General features: G+C 34.1%; 17 protein-coding genes and 1 riboswitch. Of the genes, 8 read left to right on the forward strand and 9 right to left on the reverse strand.

The annotated features are described in order from the left end of the window. Positions 1–198: 198 nt before the first annotated feature. Positions 199–771 carry a hypothetical protein gene (locus IJL02_RS10505; RefSeq protein ID WP_292816156.1) on the reverse strand — a complete coding sequence of 191 codons (573 nt, stop codon included), beginning with the start codon at positions 769–771 and terminating at the stop codon, positions 199–201. Positions 772–980: 209 nt separating this feature from the next. On the opposite strand from IJL02_RS10505, the gene gatA reads away from it, so the two are divergent. The 3 genes from gatA (at position 981) to IJL02_RS10520 (ending at position 4,354) form a co-directional block, all read left to right on the forward strand. Further along, positions 981–2,351 (forward strand): Asp-tRNA(Asn)/Glu-tRNA(Gln) amidotransferase subunit GatA, encoded by a 1,371-nt coding sequence (gatA, locus tag IJL02_RS10510; RefSeq protein WP_292816158.1) that lies wholly within the window; start codon positions 981–983, stop codon positions 2,349–2,351. A gap of 95 nt (positions 2,352–2,446) precedes the next feature. Beyond that, a complete protein-coding gene (locus IJL02_RS10515) occupies positions 2,447–3,940 on the forward strand; it encodes an AAA family ATPase (protein WP_292816161.1) in 1,494 nt (497 codons plus the stop codon). Next, positions 3,941–4,354: a hypothetical protein gene (locus tag IJL02_RS10520; RefSeq protein ID WP_292816163.1), complete on the forward strand. Its 414-nt coding sequence runs from the start codon at positions 3,941–3,943 to the stop codon at positions 4,352–4,354. Here IJL02_RS10520 and ribB read toward each other — a convergent pair whose 3' ends face one another. From ribB to IJL02_RS10540, 4 genes are all read right to left on the reverse strand, one after another. Next, positions 4,355–5,038: a 3,4-dihydroxy-2-butanone-4-phosphate synthase gene (ribB, locus tag IJL02_RS10525; RefSeq protein ID WP_292816165.1), complete on the reverse strand. Its 684-nt coding sequence runs from the start codon at positions 5,036–5,038 to the stop codon at positions 4,355–4,357. A gap of 49 nt (positions 5,039–5,087) precedes the next feature. Further along, positions 5,088–5,221, reverse strand: a riboswitch (FMN riboswitch). A gap of 348 nt (positions 5,222–5,569) precedes the next feature. Further along, positions 5,570–5,944 carry a DUF120 domain-containing protein gene (locus tag IJL02_RS10530; protein WP_292816167.1) on the reverse strand — a complete coding sequence of 125 codons (375 nt, stop codon included), beginning with the start codon at positions 5,942–5,944 and terminating at the stop codon, positions 5,570–5,572. A gap of 130 nt (positions 5,945–6,074) precedes the next feature. Next, positions 6,075–6,377, reverse strand: a complete 303-nt coding sequence (locus IJL02_RS10535) for a heat-shock protein (protein WP_292816170.1) — start codon at positions 6,375–6,377, stop codon at positions 6,075–6,077. Next, entirely contained in the window at positions 6,367–6,957 is a 591-nt protein-coding gene (locus tag IJL02_RS10540) for a hypothetical protein (protein WP_292816172.1), read from the reverse strand. Before IJL02_RS10540 ends, IJL02_RS10535 begins: the two co-directional genes overlap by 11 nt. 181 nt (positions 6,958–7,138) lie before the next feature. Here IJL02_RS10540 and tfrA point away from each other — a divergent pair, with 181 nt between their 5' ends. Then, a complete protein-coding gene (gene tfrA / locus IJL02_RS10545) occupies positions 7,139–8,782 on the forward strand; it encodes a fumarate reductase (CoM/CoB) subunit TfrA (RefSeq protein WP_292816174.1) in 1,644 nt (547 codons plus the stop codon). On the opposite strand, the gene IJL02_RS10550 is transcribed toward tfrA, so the two are convergent. Both IJL02_RS10550 and IJL02_RS10555 read right to left on the reverse strand, forming a co-directional pair. After that, positions 8,775–10,067, reverse strand: a complete 1,293-nt coding sequence (locus IJL02_RS10550; RefSeq protein ID WP_292816177.1) for an amidohydrolase family protein — start codon at positions 10,065–10,067, stop codon at positions 8,775–8,777. The two genes, tfrA and IJL02_RS10550, sit on opposite strands and share 8 nt — an antisense overlap. A gap of 42 nt (positions 10,068–10,109) precedes the next feature. Next, on the reverse strand, positions 10,110–10,319 hold the full coding sequence (locus IJL02_RS10555; protein WP_292816179.1) for a histone family protein: 210 nt from the start codon (positions 10,317–10,319) through the stop codon (positions 10,110–10,112). Positions 10,320–10,521: 202 nt separating this feature from the next. Here IJL02_RS10555 and hisG point away from each other — a divergent pair, with 202 nt between their 5' ends. Together hisG and pyrB are read left to right on the forward strand one after the other, a co-directional pair. Then, entirely contained in the window at positions 10,522–11,382 is an 861-nt protein-coding gene (gene hisG / locus IJL02_RS10560; protein ID WP_292816477.1) for an ATP phosphoribosyltransferase, read from the forward strand. Positions 11,383–11,411: 29 nt separating this feature from the next. Further along, a complete protein-coding gene (pyrB, locus tag IJL02_RS10565) occupies positions 11,412–12,347 on the forward strand; it encodes an aspartate carbamoyltransferase (RefSeq protein ID WP_292816182.1) in 936 nt (311 codons plus the stop codon). On the opposite strand, the gene IJL02_RS10570 is transcribed toward pyrB, so the two are convergent. Together IJL02_RS10570 and IJL02_RS10575 are read right to left on the reverse strand one after the other, a co-directional pair. Further along, positions 12,340–13,509, reverse strand: a complete 1,170-nt coding sequence (locus IJL02_RS10570) for a Cdc6/Cdc18 family protein (RefSeq protein ID WP_292816184.1) — start codon at positions 13,507–13,509, stop codon at positions 12,340–12,342. The genes pyrB and IJL02_RS10570 overlap by 8 nt on opposite strands. A gap of 645 nt (positions 13,510–14,154) precedes the next feature. Beyond that, the gene (locus IJL02_RS10575) at positions 14,155–14,628 is read right to left on the reverse strand and encodes a DUF2299 domain-containing protein (protein ID WP_292816186.1); all 474 of its coding nucleotides are present in this window, start codon (positions 14,626–14,628) and stop codon (positions 14,155–14,157) included. 140 nt (positions 14,629–14,768) lie between these two features. On the opposite strand from IJL02_RS10575, the gene IJL02_RS10580 reads away from it, so the two are divergent. After that, positions 14,769–15,731 (forward strand): cobalamin biosynthesis protein, encoded by a 963-nt coding sequence (locus IJL02_RS10580; RefSeq protein ID WP_292816188.1) that lies wholly within the window; start codon positions 14,769–14,771, stop codon positions 15,729–15,731. Beyond that, entirely contained in the window at positions 15,728–16,741 is a 1,014-nt protein-coding gene (locus IJL02_RS10585; protein WP_292816190.1) for a cobalt-precorrin 5A hydrolase, read from the forward strand. The genes IJL02_RS10580 and IJL02_RS10585 overlap by 4 nt, the downstream gene beginning before the upstream one ends. Position 16,742: the final 1 nt, after the last annotated feature.

Raw genomic sequence — 16,742 nt, forward strand, 5'->3', positions numbered from 1 at the left:
TAAAAAAACATATAAAGATTTACAGAGAGCAATTGAAAAGTAATATCCATCAACAAAAGAAAAAAAAATAAAGTACACTCAACACAAAATACACAAAAATAACAAACTAAAATCTGATAAAAATAGAAAATACCCTTTAAAGATCATATTTAATATAAGTATACCCATCTTGCAATTCATCCACGACTTTTACAGAAGTCATGGTATTCTTGCATTATTAAGATAAAACGACCAATTCAAAAAAGAATAAAATAATGTCCATTGACGTCTAAACTCATTGAAATTATCTTCAGCACATTTAGAATCATTAATAATGATTCCTATGTTACCCTGCGAAGTAATTACCATATATTGAATTAATGGTAAAATTGTATTTTCAAAATCTTTAGAAGATGGAATAACAGCACCTTGAAAATGATTATGGAAAGTAGCCAGAACATTTCCGTCTAAAATTTCTTTTTTAATAATTTCCGGAATAATAACATGCTCCTCATCACCTTCAATTAAATCAGCAATAATTTCAAAATTTACATCTAATACAGTTAAAAACTCTTTAGAAGAATCAAATGTATTTAAACAATGATAGATAGCCACCCAAATAATCTCCTTAAGTTCATCATATTGTGAAATCAAATTTCTAAATAAATCAATGTTGTTTACATGATAATCCACTTCAAAATCTTCAGCCATCTCAAAATTATCAACAGGATTTAATTTATCAAAGCGAAGTAAATTTTTAAATTTTAACCTTATTTTATCAATCGAAGTCATAATTGACACCAAAATTACTTAAAATAGCTATTTTTTATTTTTAATTAGTTTTTCAAACTATATAAATCCTTAAGTATTAAATAGAACAATTTTACAGGGTTAAAACAATTTGACGAAGTTAAAGCAATTTTTACTTTTGAAAAAAAACAACTTTATAAACATTAAAAAATAAACTAATAATATTATATATTACGATTATAGGTGTTTTAATGAACGTTATTGAAAAGTTAAACTCCATTAAAAATGGAGAAATGACAGCTAAAGAAAATGTTGAAAACTACATTAAAGTCATCGATGAGAATAACGAAACCATTAATGCATTCATTGAATTAAACAAAGAAAATGCATTAAAGCAAGCAGAAGCTATTGATGAGAAAATAGCCAACGGTGATGAAGTAGGTGCTTTAGCTGGTTTGGTATTTGGTATAAAAGCAAACATTAATGTTGAAGACATGATTATTTCAGCGGCTTCAAAAACTCTTGAAGACTACATCGGAAGCTATAACGCTACAGTCGTTGAAGAAATTCTTGCTGAAGACGGAATAATCATCGGTATTTTGAATATGGATGAGTTCGCAGCCGGAAGTTCAACTGAAACTTCATACTACGGACCGACCCAGAACCCTGCGGCTATGGGCAGAATTCCTGGAGGCTCTTCAGGAGGCTGTGCAGCGGCCATTGCAGCTGATATGTGTGACATTTCAATCGGTTCAGATACAGGAGGATCAATCAGAAATCCTGCATCACACTGTGGAGTTGTCGGATTCAAACCTACCTACGGCGCTGTTTCAAGACAGGGTCTTCTTGACCTGTCAATGAGTTTGGACCAAATCGGACCATTGGCAAAGGACGTAAGCGGTATTGCACTTGCATTAAATACAATTGCAAAATATGACGAAACCGAATGTACCACCCTTGACTGGGAAAAACCTGACTTTACCGAAGTGCTGGATGACACCAGTCTAGAAGGCATGAAAATCGCAGTATGTAAGGAATTCATTGACGTTACCGATGAGGAAATCAACAAAACCGTTAATTTGGCAATAAACAAACTTGTTGAAGCAGGCGCTGAGCTTGTTGAAGTAAGCTTTGACTATATTGACTTATGTTTACCTACATATTATCTGATTAACTATGTGGAATTCTTCTCAGCTACAAGAAAATATGACGGAAGAGAATACGGATCCAGAATTGAAGAAGTCTGTGGAGAAGAGGTATTGAGAAGAATAAAAACAGGTTCCCATATTGCAGAAGCTGAATTCAGTGGAAAATACTACAAACAGGCTCTTAAAGCAAGATCAGTTATCAGAGGAGAAATCACCTCCATGCTTGAAAACGTTGATTTGATTGTAGGACCTACAGTTCCTAAGCTTCCTCACGAAATCGGAGAGGAAATCGAACCTATGGAAATGTATGCCTACGACGTGTTGACTGTAATAGCTAACCTTGCAGGAATTCCGGCAGGAAGCATTAAAGCCGGTGAAGTTGAAGGCATCCCTGTAGGATTGCAGATTCAGGCAAAACCATTGGATGACTTGAAAATTATCAAAGCAATGAGTGTTTTTGAAAACACTCAATAATCTTATTTTTTATCTTAAATGTGAAAGAATACTCCGACTCTACAGGTCAGAGAGGTTCAAACTTGAAATATGCCTATTAACGAGAGGTTGTTTGAATGACAAAAATTGGACTTGCCTATATAAACGGATCAGTTCCGGGATTTGAAGATTTTGGAAACTTGCCGACTGATATCGTTAAGGAAAACGGTTTGGTCAATGGAAAAAAAGCATCAGATGAACTGGATGCATTAATCATTCCCGGCGGAACATTGATTGAGTCAAATGACATTAATATGGATTTAAACAAGGAAATAAAAAAGATGGCCCGTGACGGAAAGCCAATTATAGGAATATGTGCAGGTTTTCAGCTGCTTTCAAACCAGATTGATATAGGAAGAAAATCCCCTGTGCCAATCGTCAAGGACGGCCTCGGACTGATTGACGTTAATTTCTCACCCCTCATTACAAGCGACAGGGTAAAGGCAAAAGTTTATGATAACTCATTTCTGGTAAAAAACCAGACTGAAGACGTTAACGGTTTTCATACCCACACCTATGGAAAAATTGAAGGAGATGCAAAACCGCTGTTCTATTCACAAGTTCAAAGGATGAACTATGGTGATACAAACAAAAAAGGTGAATATAACATCTTTTCGGGAGCATGCAACGATGACGGCAACGTTATCGGTACAATGATTCACGGCATATTGGATGAAAATCCGGTTCTTGTAGACAATATTGTAGAACAAATAGATATACAGGACATCGATGACATTTACAATAGAAATCTCGAAGTCAAAAAATATCTCGAAAGTGAAGTCGGAATCCATACAGGAATCAAAGTGCCTGCAGTTAAAGCGATGGGAAAACCGAAATACCTGATGATTGGAAGTAACGGGTCCGACTCAGGTAAAACTTTCATACTCACAGGATTGGCCGGAGCCCTAAGGAAAAGAGGCTATAAGGTTGCACTTCTTAAGGTAGGCCCTGATGTACGTGATATTATACCGGGACTTTACCTGACAAAAGGAAAAATGGAAGATTTCGCATCAGTGAAAATCGGACACCTTGGTTGGGCCGACATAGAATCTACTGTCGCGAAACTCAACTCATCTGACTATGATATTGTACTTATCGAAGGAGTTATGAGTGTATTTACCGGTCTTTTAAACGAAAAAGTACCATTTTCAGCAGCAGAAATAGCAATGTCATCAAACATTCCGATGATATTGGCTACAGGCGTCAACAAGGGTGGAATTGAATCCGCAGCGATTGATATCGTTGCACAGGCCAATATGCTTGAAAAATTCGGAATCTCTGTAGAAGGGATTTTGCTCAACAAGGTATACAATGACGATATATTCGACAATGTGGTTCCATACATCAAAAACAACACAAGTGTCGATAGAATATTAAAGCTTCCGAAACTTAAATCAGCGGACATGAGAGGATTTATTCCGGAAGTGGAAATCAGATATGAACTTTTCACCTCACATGCAATGGAGCTTATTGAAAATAACTTAAATATCGATGAGATTATCAATATGGCCCGTGAAGTGGAATTTGAAAAAATATATTCATTTGAAGAAATCAAAAGCAGGATGATATAAATGGCTCTTAATCTAAGTCCCGAAAAAGGCGTGAAACTTACAAAAAAGGACAGGGCTCATGTTCTAGTTAAAATGAAACATGGCTGGAAAGCAACCTGCTTTATACCGGATTACGTTTTTGACGAAAATGGCGACATACAGATTGGATCTGATAAAAACCGCCGCATCGTTAGAATCGTCAAATTCAAGGACGACGGAATTCATATAGAAAAAGCGCTTAAAAGCAAAACTTTAAGGGTTCCATGGATAAAAATCACTGAAATAAACAAATCAAAAGAAGTAAAGGATGGTTTGGAAATCAGAATGAATGATGGAAAATATGTTGCATTCAGCATCTACAATTCATACAAAATCCAACAGATAACCCAATTCATTGCAGAATATATAGTTGAAAAAAAGAATAATTTGAATTAATTATTCTTCCAAATATTTATTTATGACGTCTTCGCCTCTAAGCAGGACTAAACCGTTTTCTTCAGCGTATTTGCGAGCATCAGCTATTGATGTAGCTTTACCGGTTTCACCATCCATCATCTCACAGACTACACAAACCGGAGTAACACCGGCAAGTTCACATAATGCAAGACCGATTTCAGTGTGTCCCTGTCTGTTTTTAACAAGTCCGTCTGCTCCTCTTAAAAGACATACATGACCTGGAGATCTGAAAGTTGCTCCGAATTCATCGAATCTTTCTTCTTTCATCATCAATGCGGATTCGCTGATGGTCATTGCCCTGTCGACATCTGTAATTCCTGTGAAAGATTTCCTGTGGTTTACCCATATTGAAAATGAGGATCTCTCATCATAAGGAATATCGGTAGGTGCAAGTTTTGCAAGTTCAGGGTATGTTTCGGTTGCCGCTTTCATGATATCAACCATAAACGGCAAATGAATAGCTTCACAAAAATCAGCGTGTAAACAGTTGCAGATCAGACCGCCTGCATCATTTCTCATGGTAGCAACGGATTTAGGGGTTACAAATTCGGAAGCGATAATCATATCAACTTCGCCTTCCCTATCATCGTCATCAAAAACCAGAACGAATTCACCATTTCTAATAGCTTCTAGAGCTTTATCTAAATTTGTTTCTTGATTCATAGTAACACTCCATATTTACTAGAACCAGGGCTAAAAATAACTACAATTTATTTCTTCTCTTCCATCCGGACTATCACCGTCGGTTTTGGAATCTCACCAAATCAACACTTACTTGTGCTCGTGGACTTATTTTTACTAAAAATCACCACCGGTGGGGAATTGCACCCCGCCCTGAGAACGTATTATCAAATATATTTATTATGTATAAAATACTTTTTGGTAACACATGTTCAAGTCAAAATTGTTTTATAATTAAATAATTGCATTGAGTTTAAAAAATTGATTTAAGAGTGTAAAATTGTTTATAGATGAAACTGAATAATTTAAATAGAGTTAAATATTATTTTAATATATATCAAATAAATTAGGTGGAAAAATGAGTGCAGTATACGATTATGGACAAAGACAAAAAGAAGAATAGAAGAATCCAAAAAAATGGCTACTTATATGATCAAAAAGGGAGAAAGTGACGAAGTAATAGAAAAAGAAACAATACTAACACTAGAAGAAATCAAAAAAATAAGAAAAGAACTAAAACTCTAAAGATACAGTGTCACCATCTTTAAGGTTTAACTCATCTCTCAATTTATTTTCACTTATAAATTCCAAATAGTTTTCTTCATGAGTAGTTTTTGCCGGAAAAACAATAGCTCCATTAATTTCATCGTTTAATTTTGCTTCAATGAATTTTACTGCTCCAAAATCTGTATCCGGCTTGATTAAATTTTCACATTCATTTTTAATTTTATTTATTTCATCCAAATACTCTTCACTTACAACAACATTCAATGTTCCTGGATATGGAATAAAACCCAAATTTTTCTTAAACTCCTTTGTGTAAAAGTCCTGTGATAAAAAGTACGCTGCCTTTCCCAAACCGGTTGTAACTTCACCATCGATTTTCATTAAATACCCTCTAATTAAATTGAATACAATATCTCAACTATTATAATTTTTAATAATATCTTTAATTTAAATTAACTTTTGAATATAAATATAATTCTGCTATTACCTAACCTACATCATTTAATTAAAATTATTCATTGATTAAAAACAAAGGTTCAAATTTAGGATATTTTTCTAAAAAAACATGAATTTCATTTTCAAGCAATTCATCTAATCCTAATCCTGATTGTCCATTTTCAATTTTATGTCTTAGTAAACGGTCGGAATATGTCTTTTTATTTTTTACATGTTTTCCCAAATCAAATAATACTTCATTAGGTAAGTTACTAGTTATAACAAAAGGAATCCAGTCGTCTAACATGATCAAATCAGGATAATAATCTTCCAATTTGTCTTCACACAGTGAGTATTTCAAATTTCGTTTAAATTGCATTATATACATCCCCCATGATGATAATAATAGCCAATTTTCTTGAATAATCTTTATATAAAGTTTTATATATCGTTCCCTTGGGTAAAATCCATTCATTCAAATGTTGTGAATAGTTTCCATTAAGCATTAATTCCTCAATATATGCACCATTAGTACCAATAGGTGCTAGAATCTTTATTAAATGATTTCCAAAATCCAAATTTGAATTCGAATCAAATGTTGTAGATAATGGAGTGTTAAAAATTCCAACTTCACCCTCATTAACAATGAAAAAATCATTGAATACCCGTCTAAACAGGATAGAGTTAACTTTAATATTATCATATTTAGAAATTCCTTTATTTAAATTATAATGAAATTTTTCAAAATATTCATCAAAATGGCCATCATTACATCTCAAATAACTTAATAGTGGAAAAGAATCAATTCCCCAAATCAAAAAAAACTTTTTTTCATCATCTGTTAAATTCGATGGAATAGGATATAATTCTTTTAACATTCCCATTGCATTTTTTCTATTCTTTTTAAAATCTTTTGAATAGTCTTTAAAAGATTGTTGTAACTTTTCAATATCAAACATATAAATAAATACCAAAGCTTAATTTATTAAATTCAAAATAATATTAGTTTAAACAAATATTTATAAATTTTCTTGGCGATTAAAGCAATTTAACAAGTTTAAATCAATTTTAATATTAAAATAAAACTTATTAACAATTAAAAATAAATGTAATAATGAAAAAATTTTACAGGGTATTGAAATGAAAATTAAAACTATCTCAACAGACGTATTAATTATCGGATCTGGAGGAGCAGGTTCAAGAGCAGCTATTGAAGTTGATGATGCAGGTTTAAAAGCGACTATTGTATCTAAAGGTCTTTCATTTAGGTCTGGCTGTACTGGAATGGCAGAAGGAGGATACAATGCTGTATTTAAAACCGTTGACAAGGACGATTCGATAGAAGCTCACAAAAAGGATACGTTAAAGGGCGGAAGCTTTCTTAACGATGAAAAACTGGTTGAAATTCTTGTAAACGAGTCACCAAAAAGATTAATCGATTTGGAAAACTATGGTGCACTGTTTGACAGACAGGAATCAGGCCAAATTGACCAAAGGCCATTTGGCGGTCAGACATACAGAAGAACCTGCTATCAGGGAGACAGAACCGGTGCTGAGCTATTGAATGCTCTTAAAGAGGAAATCATCAAAAGAGACATAGAATGTATCGAAGAGGTAATGATTACATCTCTTGTAACCGATGGCGACGAGGTTATCGGTGCAACCGGTCTTGACCTTAAGGATTCAAGTCTGATTTATTTTAAAGCAAAATCAACAATTCTTGCCAGCGGAGGAGCCGGCCAACTATTCCCTGTAACATCAAATACATTTCAAAAGAATGGAGATGGTTTTGCAATAGCTTACCGTGCCGGAGCAAGCTTATGCGATATGGAACAGATTCAGTTCCACCCTACCGGAATGGTAGCGCCTGAGTCCAAAAAGGGCGTTCTTGTAACTGAAGCCGTAAGAGCCGAAGGAGGAAAGCTCATCAATAAGGATGGTGAAAGATTCATGAGCAGATACGCTCCCGAAAAAATGGAGCTTGCTACCCGTGATGTCGTTGCCCGTTCAATCTATCAGGAAATAATTGAAGGGCGTGGAACAGAAAACGGAGGAGTTTACCTTGACATTTCACACCTGGATGATGACTATATTGAAGAAAGGCTTGAGACAATGGTTCTTCAGTTTGAAAACGTAGGAGTCGACATAAAGCACGGTCCTATAGAAGTGGCGCCAACCGCACACCACTTTATGGGAGGATTGAAAATAAACCCGGACGCATCAAGCTCTCTTAAAAATCTTTTTGGAGCTGGAGAAGTCTGCGGAGGCGTTCATGGAGCTAACCGTTTGGGCGGAAATGCTCTTGCAGACACACAGGTATTCGGAAAGATTGCAGGTGTAAGTGCAAGTGAGGCTGCAAAAGAATCAGAACTTAAAACCAACGATGAAATGGTTGAAAATGAAGCTTCAAGAATAGAAGGTTTAATTAAAGAAGGTTCAATAAAACCTAAAGAATTCAAAAACAGAATCAAAAATCTGATGTGGGAAAAGGTAGCTATTGTACGTGAGGAAAAAACCTTAAATGAGGCATTAGGCCAGCTTCAGGATATGCAAAAAGAGCTTACTGAGTTAGACGTAAGTGATAAAAAGCAATACAATAACGATTTGGTTACTGCCCTTGAAGTAATAAATATGGTTGAAATCTGTATTTTAACCGTAAAATCAGCTATTCTTAGAAGAGAAAGCAGAGGAGCACATTTCAGATCTGATTTTCCACAAACTCTTGATGAGTGGAAAAAGAGCATAATATTTAATAAAAATAAAATAGAATTTGAAGCTAGATAGCTTCTTTTAATTCTTTTATGGCCTGTCTGGCTTTATCATAAATTGCCTGTTCATCTAAAACAGTCAGTTTCTTATTTTCCATTAGCACTTTACCGTCACAGATTGTAGTATCGACATTTGAACCGTTTGCTGAGTAAATTATATTGGAACTCAAACTGGTACTGTCCGGAACCATGTTTGCTGAATCTGTATCGATTAAAATGATATCGGCCTTTTTGCCAACTTCAATGGAACCTATCTGTGAGTCTAGACCTAAAGCTTCAGCACCTTTGATTGTACCCATTTCGATAGCCTCATCTGAAGTGAGGACTTTAGGATCGAGGGTTGAAACCTTTTGAAGAAGGCTTGCTGTTTTAAGCTCTTCAATCAAATCAAGGTTATTGTTTGAAGAGGCGCCGTCAGTTCCTATTGAAACGCAGATGTCATTTTCAATCAGTTTTGAAACGGGAGCTATTCCTGAAGCCAGTTTCATGTTGCTGCATGGATTGTGTGAAATTTTAACATCGTTTTTCTTGATTATTTCAATTTCTTCATCACTTAACCATACGCTGTGAGCCGCAACAACGTCAGGACCTAAAAATCCAATTTTATCCAAATATTCAAATGGCCTCATGCCTTTTTCTGCTGAAATGTCATTTATTTCCTTTTGGGTTTCTGAAACGTGTATATGGATTCCCATGTTGTATTCGTCTGCAAGTTCACGGACTTTGATTAACAGTTCCTCTGAAGCTGTGTACGGTGAGTGGGGACCGAAAAAGACCTTGATTCTTCCGTCAGCCATTCCATTGCAGTTTTTAAATAACTCCATATTTTCCTTTATTTCGGCCTGTCTTTTTTCAGCGTCGCCGAAATCAATCATTCCATAGGATAGTACTGCTCTTATGCCGGCTTCATCCACTGCACGGGCAACGTCTTCCATGTAAAAGTACATGTCGGAAAATGTGGTTGTTCCTGACTTTATAAGTTCTACTGCACCGAGAAGTGCACCTATATAGCAGTAATCGCCATTCAGATTGGCTTCCATTGGCCAGATGTGATCATTTAGCCAGCTGTCCAAACTCAAGTCGTCTGCCAATCCTCTAAATAATGTCATGGATAAATGAGTATGAGTATTAACAAATCCCGGAAGCAGGATTTTTCCGTCGGCATCGATAATTTTGTCGACATTGCTTTCATCGATTTCATCGGAAATTTCAGCGATTAAATCGTTTTTGATTAAAAGAGACTGAATTTTTTGTTTGTTTAAAATAAATGCGTTTTTAATTAAAATAGTATTATCACTCATAATAACACCTTAAAAAAAATAAAAAAAAGTTAGCTAATAAACTTATTCTAAGTTTTTGATAGCTAATTTAATATCTTCTGGTTTAACAGTTTTACGTTTTGCGATTTTAGCAACGTTGTTTGCTTCTTTAGCAACTTTACGAGCTACTTCTTCTAAGTATGCTGCTAATTCTTCTTTAGCATCATCGCTAACTCTTTCTGCACCAGATTCTTTGATAATTCTTGCGATAGGAGCTTTTGGTATTTCAGACATTTTTTCACCTCACAATAATTTTTCAAACTTATTATTAATGATGTTAATAATAAGCTAAATAGATTATTATATGACTTAATATTTAAATATTTTGCAAAAATCAAGTATTTTTTAAAAATAAGAAATATTAAAATATATTAGATAAATTTAATATTAAAAACTTTATAATATAATATCAAAGATATTAAAATGAGAAGATATGATGAAAATAAAAATTGCTGTTCCATCAAAGGGAAGAATAAGTGAACCCTCAATAAACATCCTGGAGAAAGCGGGTTTAGGATTAATCGATAAAAATAACCGTAAATTAATTTCAAAGACTTTTAACGAAAATATAGAAGTGATGTTTGCAAGAGCTTCTGACATTCCTGAATTTGTAAATGACGGAGTTGCAGATATGGGAATAACCGGTGTTGATTTGATTAATGAAAACGAAGCGGACGTAGTCGAAATGCTTGATTTGAAATTCGGACAGACAAAACTTGTCCTTGCCGCTCCCGAAGAGTCAAAAATCAATTCAATTGAAGACATTTCCGGTGATATGAAAGTGGCTAGCGAATTTCCAACTTTAACCAAAAAATATCTCGATGAAAAGGGTCTGGATTTAAAAATTGTCAAACTTAGCGGATCTACAGAAGCCGCACCTTTCATAGGAATAGCCGATTTGATTACAGATTTAACCAGTACAGGAACTACCCTTAAAATGAATCACCTTGAAATAATTGATGTGATTTTGGAAAGTACAATAAAGCTTATAGCCAATGAAGAAAGCCTTAAAAACAAAAAAGAACTGATTGAAGCTGTAAGTACAAGCATTCAGGGCGTATTGGATGCCGACAGGAAAAAACTTGTGACAATGAATGTAAAAACCGAAAATCTAGATAAGGTAAAAAAAGTAATGCCTTCACTTGGAGGTCTTACAATATCCGAAGTTTTATCCTCTGAAAAGACCGTTGCAGTTCAGGCAGTAATAGATGAAAAGCAGGTTTTTGAGCTGGTAAATGACTTGAGAAATGCAGGTGCCAAAGACATTCTCGTAATGCCGATTGAAAGAATCATTTAAAGATTACTATTATAACATGATGAAAAGGGTTGATTAGAATTTTTAAACTTAAAAACATTATTTCAATAAAAGATTTTGAAAGGGAAGATATCGAATATATTCTCGATGAAGCCTCAAAGCTAGAAGACATTGCAAAATCCAGGGAGGTTTCCAAAGAGCTTAAAGGAAAACTGCTTGGTTTAATGTTTTTTGAACCTTCAACAAGAACAAGAATGTCATTTGAAACTTCAATGAAACGTTTGGGCGGCGAATGCATCGGATTTGAAAGCAGCGGATCAAGTTCCGTTTCGAAAGGTGAAAGCATTGCAGATACCGCAAAAATGTTTGAAGGCTACAGCGATGCGCTGGTTATAAGACATGAACTTGAAGGAGTATCAAAATTCATCTCAGATATTGTCGACGTTCCGGTCATTAACGCCGGAGACGGAGCAGGCCAGCATCCTACACAAACACTATTGGATTTATATACAATCAAAAAGGAAATAGGTGAAATCGACAATTTGAAAATAGCACTAATCGGTGATTTGAAATTCGGCCGAACAGTCCACTCACTGTCAAATGCGCTTGGAATGTTTAAAAACGTTAAAATATATCTGGTATCACCGCCTGAGCTAAAAATGCCTCAGGAAGTCCTCCATGACATCAACAAAACTAACGTTACATGGCAGGAAGTTGATTCAATAGAAAAAATAATCGATGATGTTGATGTTTTGTATGTGACAAGAATTCAAAAGGAGCGTTTTGCAGATATTGGCGATTATCTGAAAATTAAAGGCGCTTATATAATAAACAAAAAAATGCTTGAAGGAAAAGATCTTATTGTCATGCATCCGTTGCCAAGAATCGATGAAATCGACACAGACGTTGACAATACAAAATACAACAAATATTTCACTCAGGCTGCAAATGCCGTTCCGGTCAGAATGGCAATTTTAAAAACATTAATAAAAAACAACCCTAAATAGATAAGAGGGTTGTTTCAAGTAATGTTTCATCACATTGAAGCTTAATTATGTTTGTTCTTCCTTTTCCACGGCCACGTGAAATGGTGTTTGTGGAAATGATACCTAATAACTCAAGTTCATTTATAAAGTCAAATATTCTTCTGTAGGTAACAGCATCCTTTTTGGAAATTTCCTTGTATTCATCATAGAGTTTACCTGAAGATATTTCTTCACCTTCTTTTGTCAAGTTTAAAATAGCCTCTAAAACCCTTTGCTGCTGTAGCGGTAGTGTGGATATGATTTCTATGACCTTATTGTGCTCAATGGTATCTTTGGCTCTTCTTACATGTTCACTTGTTACCTTTTCTGAATCCTCATCGAAAGCAAGTTCGCCTGAATTTTTAAGTAAATCAAGAGCATACCTTGCATCACCCTCTTCTTTTGCTGCCATTGCTGAGCATAATGGAATAACATCGCTTTCAAGAACACCATCCCTAAAGGACAGTTGCGCCCTTTCAGATAATATATCTGATAATTCATCCGCTCCGTAAGGCGGGAAAACAATTTCCTTATCGTTGAGACTGCTTGTTACTCTTGACTTGATCAGATTCTTGAAGTCGAGATAGTTACTGATTGATAAAACTGAAACGTTGTCTGTTCTTGTTAAAGTATAGAGAATTCCGTCACCGTCCTTGTCAAGCAGGATATCGATTTCGTCCAGAATAACAATCAGGTGAAGTTTGCGCCCGAAAGCGTTTGTCTTGAAAATATCCCTGAATGTATTTACAACTTCCCCTTTTGTCCATCCACGGTTAGGAACGTCACGTCCAAGCTTATTACACAGCTGGGCCAATACCTGGTATTCTGTTGTATAATCAGTACATCTTATGTATTCAACTTTAACGAAAACATTTTTCTTTTGAGCTATTTCCAACAACTGTTCACGTGCAAACTTGGATGCTGCTGTTTTTCCTGTTCCGGTCTTGCCGTAAAGTGTAACGTTTGACGGAGTAACATTGTTTAAAACATCCACCCAGTATTTTGCAATTTGTCTAATCTGGTCTTCCCTGTGAACCAGCTTGTCAGGCAGAAATCTATGATCAAGAGGACGTTTGTCTTTAAATATGGCCTTTGAAACAAAACCCTCCATGTCATCTTCTAAATCTTCAAAAACATTTGACATAAAAATACACCACACATATTAATAAAAATAATGAAAAAAATATTAGTATAATTTCCAGTGTTATTAATATCATCTACCTATTAAATAAATGTTTTTATTACAATATTGCTTAAAATGTAATAAAATTGTAAAAAATGCGAAAATTAAAATTGCTTAAAACATTTTAAAATCAATTTAAAAGACTAAATCAGTTGTTATAAGTAAAAACAAATATAATATTAATTATATTAAAAAATAATGCATAAATATTGATTTAAAATTAAAACATGAAATACTACTATTTCAAATATAAAATAACAATTTCAAGTGTAATTATCTCCAATGGAGGGGTAAAATAAGTCCTCAGATGGCTTCAATGACATGATTTTTGAAAAAATTATCATGATTTGTAATCAAGACAGAGAGGTCTGTTGCAAGTGTAAACTTTTTCATCCGCAGGACAAAAATCAAGACATGTATTTCAAGTGTAACCTGCATGTGAAATTTGCATGCAAATGTAAAAATTACAAAAAACAGAAATAAGATTTCAAAATGAAAAAACAAAGGCAAATCAGAGAGATAAATTTCAAGTGTTTACAGTTGAAATATACCCCTTCAGTCTTAATATACCTTCGAAAACGTTATACTTGAAATGCACCTCTCCCTCTATACGAACATGTCATTTTCATTTTGAGTGTTTGGAAGAGTTCCGAATTTTTTATCAATAAGCCATATGCAGTGGAGTTTTGATTTGAAAACACGTTTTAAAGTCCTGATTAACATGTCCTTGGTTAATCCATCTTCAAAAATCTGTTCGGTAATGACAAACTGCTGCAATATGTCCTGGTTAATCTGAAGTTCAAAATCAACTAAAAACTGATTCAAACCGAAGTTCAAATCCAGAATGAATTCTTTCTGGGTTTTAGGATCTGCCATTTGCATCAGATTCAAATGCTGCGGAGCTACCTGGGTAGCACATGCAATGATAATACAATCCTTGTCCTTTGGTTTTACAACATCCATAATATTTTCCTTTGGAAACTCGACAATAAAGTGGAAATCTGCATTTTCATCATATTTCATTTCCATAAGCAAATCTTCGTCAAGTAACCATTTTTCAACTTCTTTTTCGATATTCATAATATCATCATCATTTTTAATTAATAATAAATTATTTATTTTTTTATTTATATATAATATAAAGTATGATTGAATATAATAAATTGTTAAATGATATAATATTATTGAATCAGGGAAATATTAATATATTTGAATTGTTTATGTTTATTATATTTGCTCTTGTTTTTTCACTTGCAATCGATGTCATCTTCGGTGAACTGCCGACAAGGATTCATCCTGTTGTCATAATCGGTTCTGTTATAACATTTTTTAAAAACATGTTTATTAAAATCAAAAACAGACTGTCAGGATTGCTTCTAGTTGTATTTACAGGACTGGTTATGAGCCTGATTTTGTATGTGTTGTATGCTGTTTTTTCATTTAATATGATATTGTTGTTTATTGTGTTTGCTGTATTGCTGTCATCAACATATTCTGTTAATATGCTTTTAAAGACAGCTGTTGATGTTAAAAAGGACCTTGATGAAAGCATTGAAAAGGCAAGAAAGTCTGTTTCATATCTTGTAAGCAGAAGCACAGATGAGCTGACAGAAAATTTTATCGTATCAGCTGTTATTGAAAGCATGACAGAAAACATTACCGACTCATATGTTGCTCCGATATTTTACTATGCAATTTTTGCAGTTTTGATTTTAAAATATCCCTTTAACGGTCAGCTTTATTTCTTATTGCTAATACCGATGATTTATAGAATGTTCAATACTCTTGATGCAATGGTGGGTTATCAGACAGATGAGCTTAAAGACATCGGTTTTCTTTCAGCCAAAATCGATGATATTTTAAATTATGTTCCTTCACGGATTGCAGGTGTTTATGTTGTAATTTCAGCTTATCTTTTAAAACTTGATGGTAAAAACAGCTATAAAATCATGAGAAGAGATGCGCGCAACTGTCCAAGCCCGAATTCTGGTTTTACCATGGCAACAACAGCCGGTGCACTCAATATTCAGCTTATTAAAAAGGATACTTATATCTTGGGAGATCCGAATAAGCAAATTGATAAGGATGACATTACCAGTGCGGTCAACTTATCAAAAATGACAATTATATTATTTACATTAACAATATTATTATTAATAACGTTATTTTATGTGATATTATGAAAATAGCCATTGTTTCAGTTTCAGCTAAAGGTCAGAAATTGGCCAAAAATCTAAAGGAAATGTTGGATAAAGATTCCACAATAATCAGGGCTGATTTGTTTTACAAAGATGTCAAAAAGAACCTGAAAATTGCATTTTATGAATATGATGCAATAGTCGCAGTAATGGCATCAGGGATTTTAATCAGATCCATTGCCCCATTTATCCACTCAAAGATTACTGATCCTGCAGTTATAAACATTGACGATAATGGAAATTTTGTAATATCAACGCTTTCAGGTCATTTGGGAGGTGCCAATAAACTTACCAGCAAAATTGCCGGTTTGATTGGTGCACAGGCAGTTATTACAACCTCCAGCGATGTTAACAACCGCCTTGGAATTGATGTTTTGGCAAGCGATTTGTTTTTAACAATAAATGACACAAAAGAAATCCTATTTTTCAACAAGGCGATTCTTGAAGGTGAAAAGATTACCTTCACATTAAATCCTGATAAAAATTATGATTACCTGTTTGAATATCTGAATAATAATACACTTGAAATGGATGTCATCATTCAGTATTCAAATGCAATTAATGATGGTGAAATACATGCCAGCTTAAATGGACATGAAATTGTTTTAACCGAAAAAAATCTTGTTGTGGGTATTGGCTGTAAGCGGGGTAAAGAGTGTTCAAAAATATTAAATGGACTTGAAAAGTCAATTGAAGAGGTTGGAGTCCATAAATCAAGGATAAATATGCTTGCATCAGCTGAAATTAAAAAGGATGAAAAGGGCATATTGGATTTGTCCAAAAAATTAAACGTTCCTGTTTATTTTGTTGAAATGGATAAGCTTAAGCTGTTTGAATCAAATTATATTCAAAAATCAGAATTTGTAAAATCAAAGTTCGGAATCTATGGTGTTTGTGAACCGGCAGCATTAATAACAGCAGGTTTCAATTCAAAACTGATTTATAAAAAGACATCATACAATGGTGTTACAATATCAATTGCAATTTCAAAATAAA

Origin of the sequence: Methanobrevibacter sp. (assembly GCF_017427765.1) — an archaeon.
Lineage (GTDB): Archaea > Methanobacteriota > Methanobacteria > Methanobacteriales > Methanobacteriaceae > Methanocatella.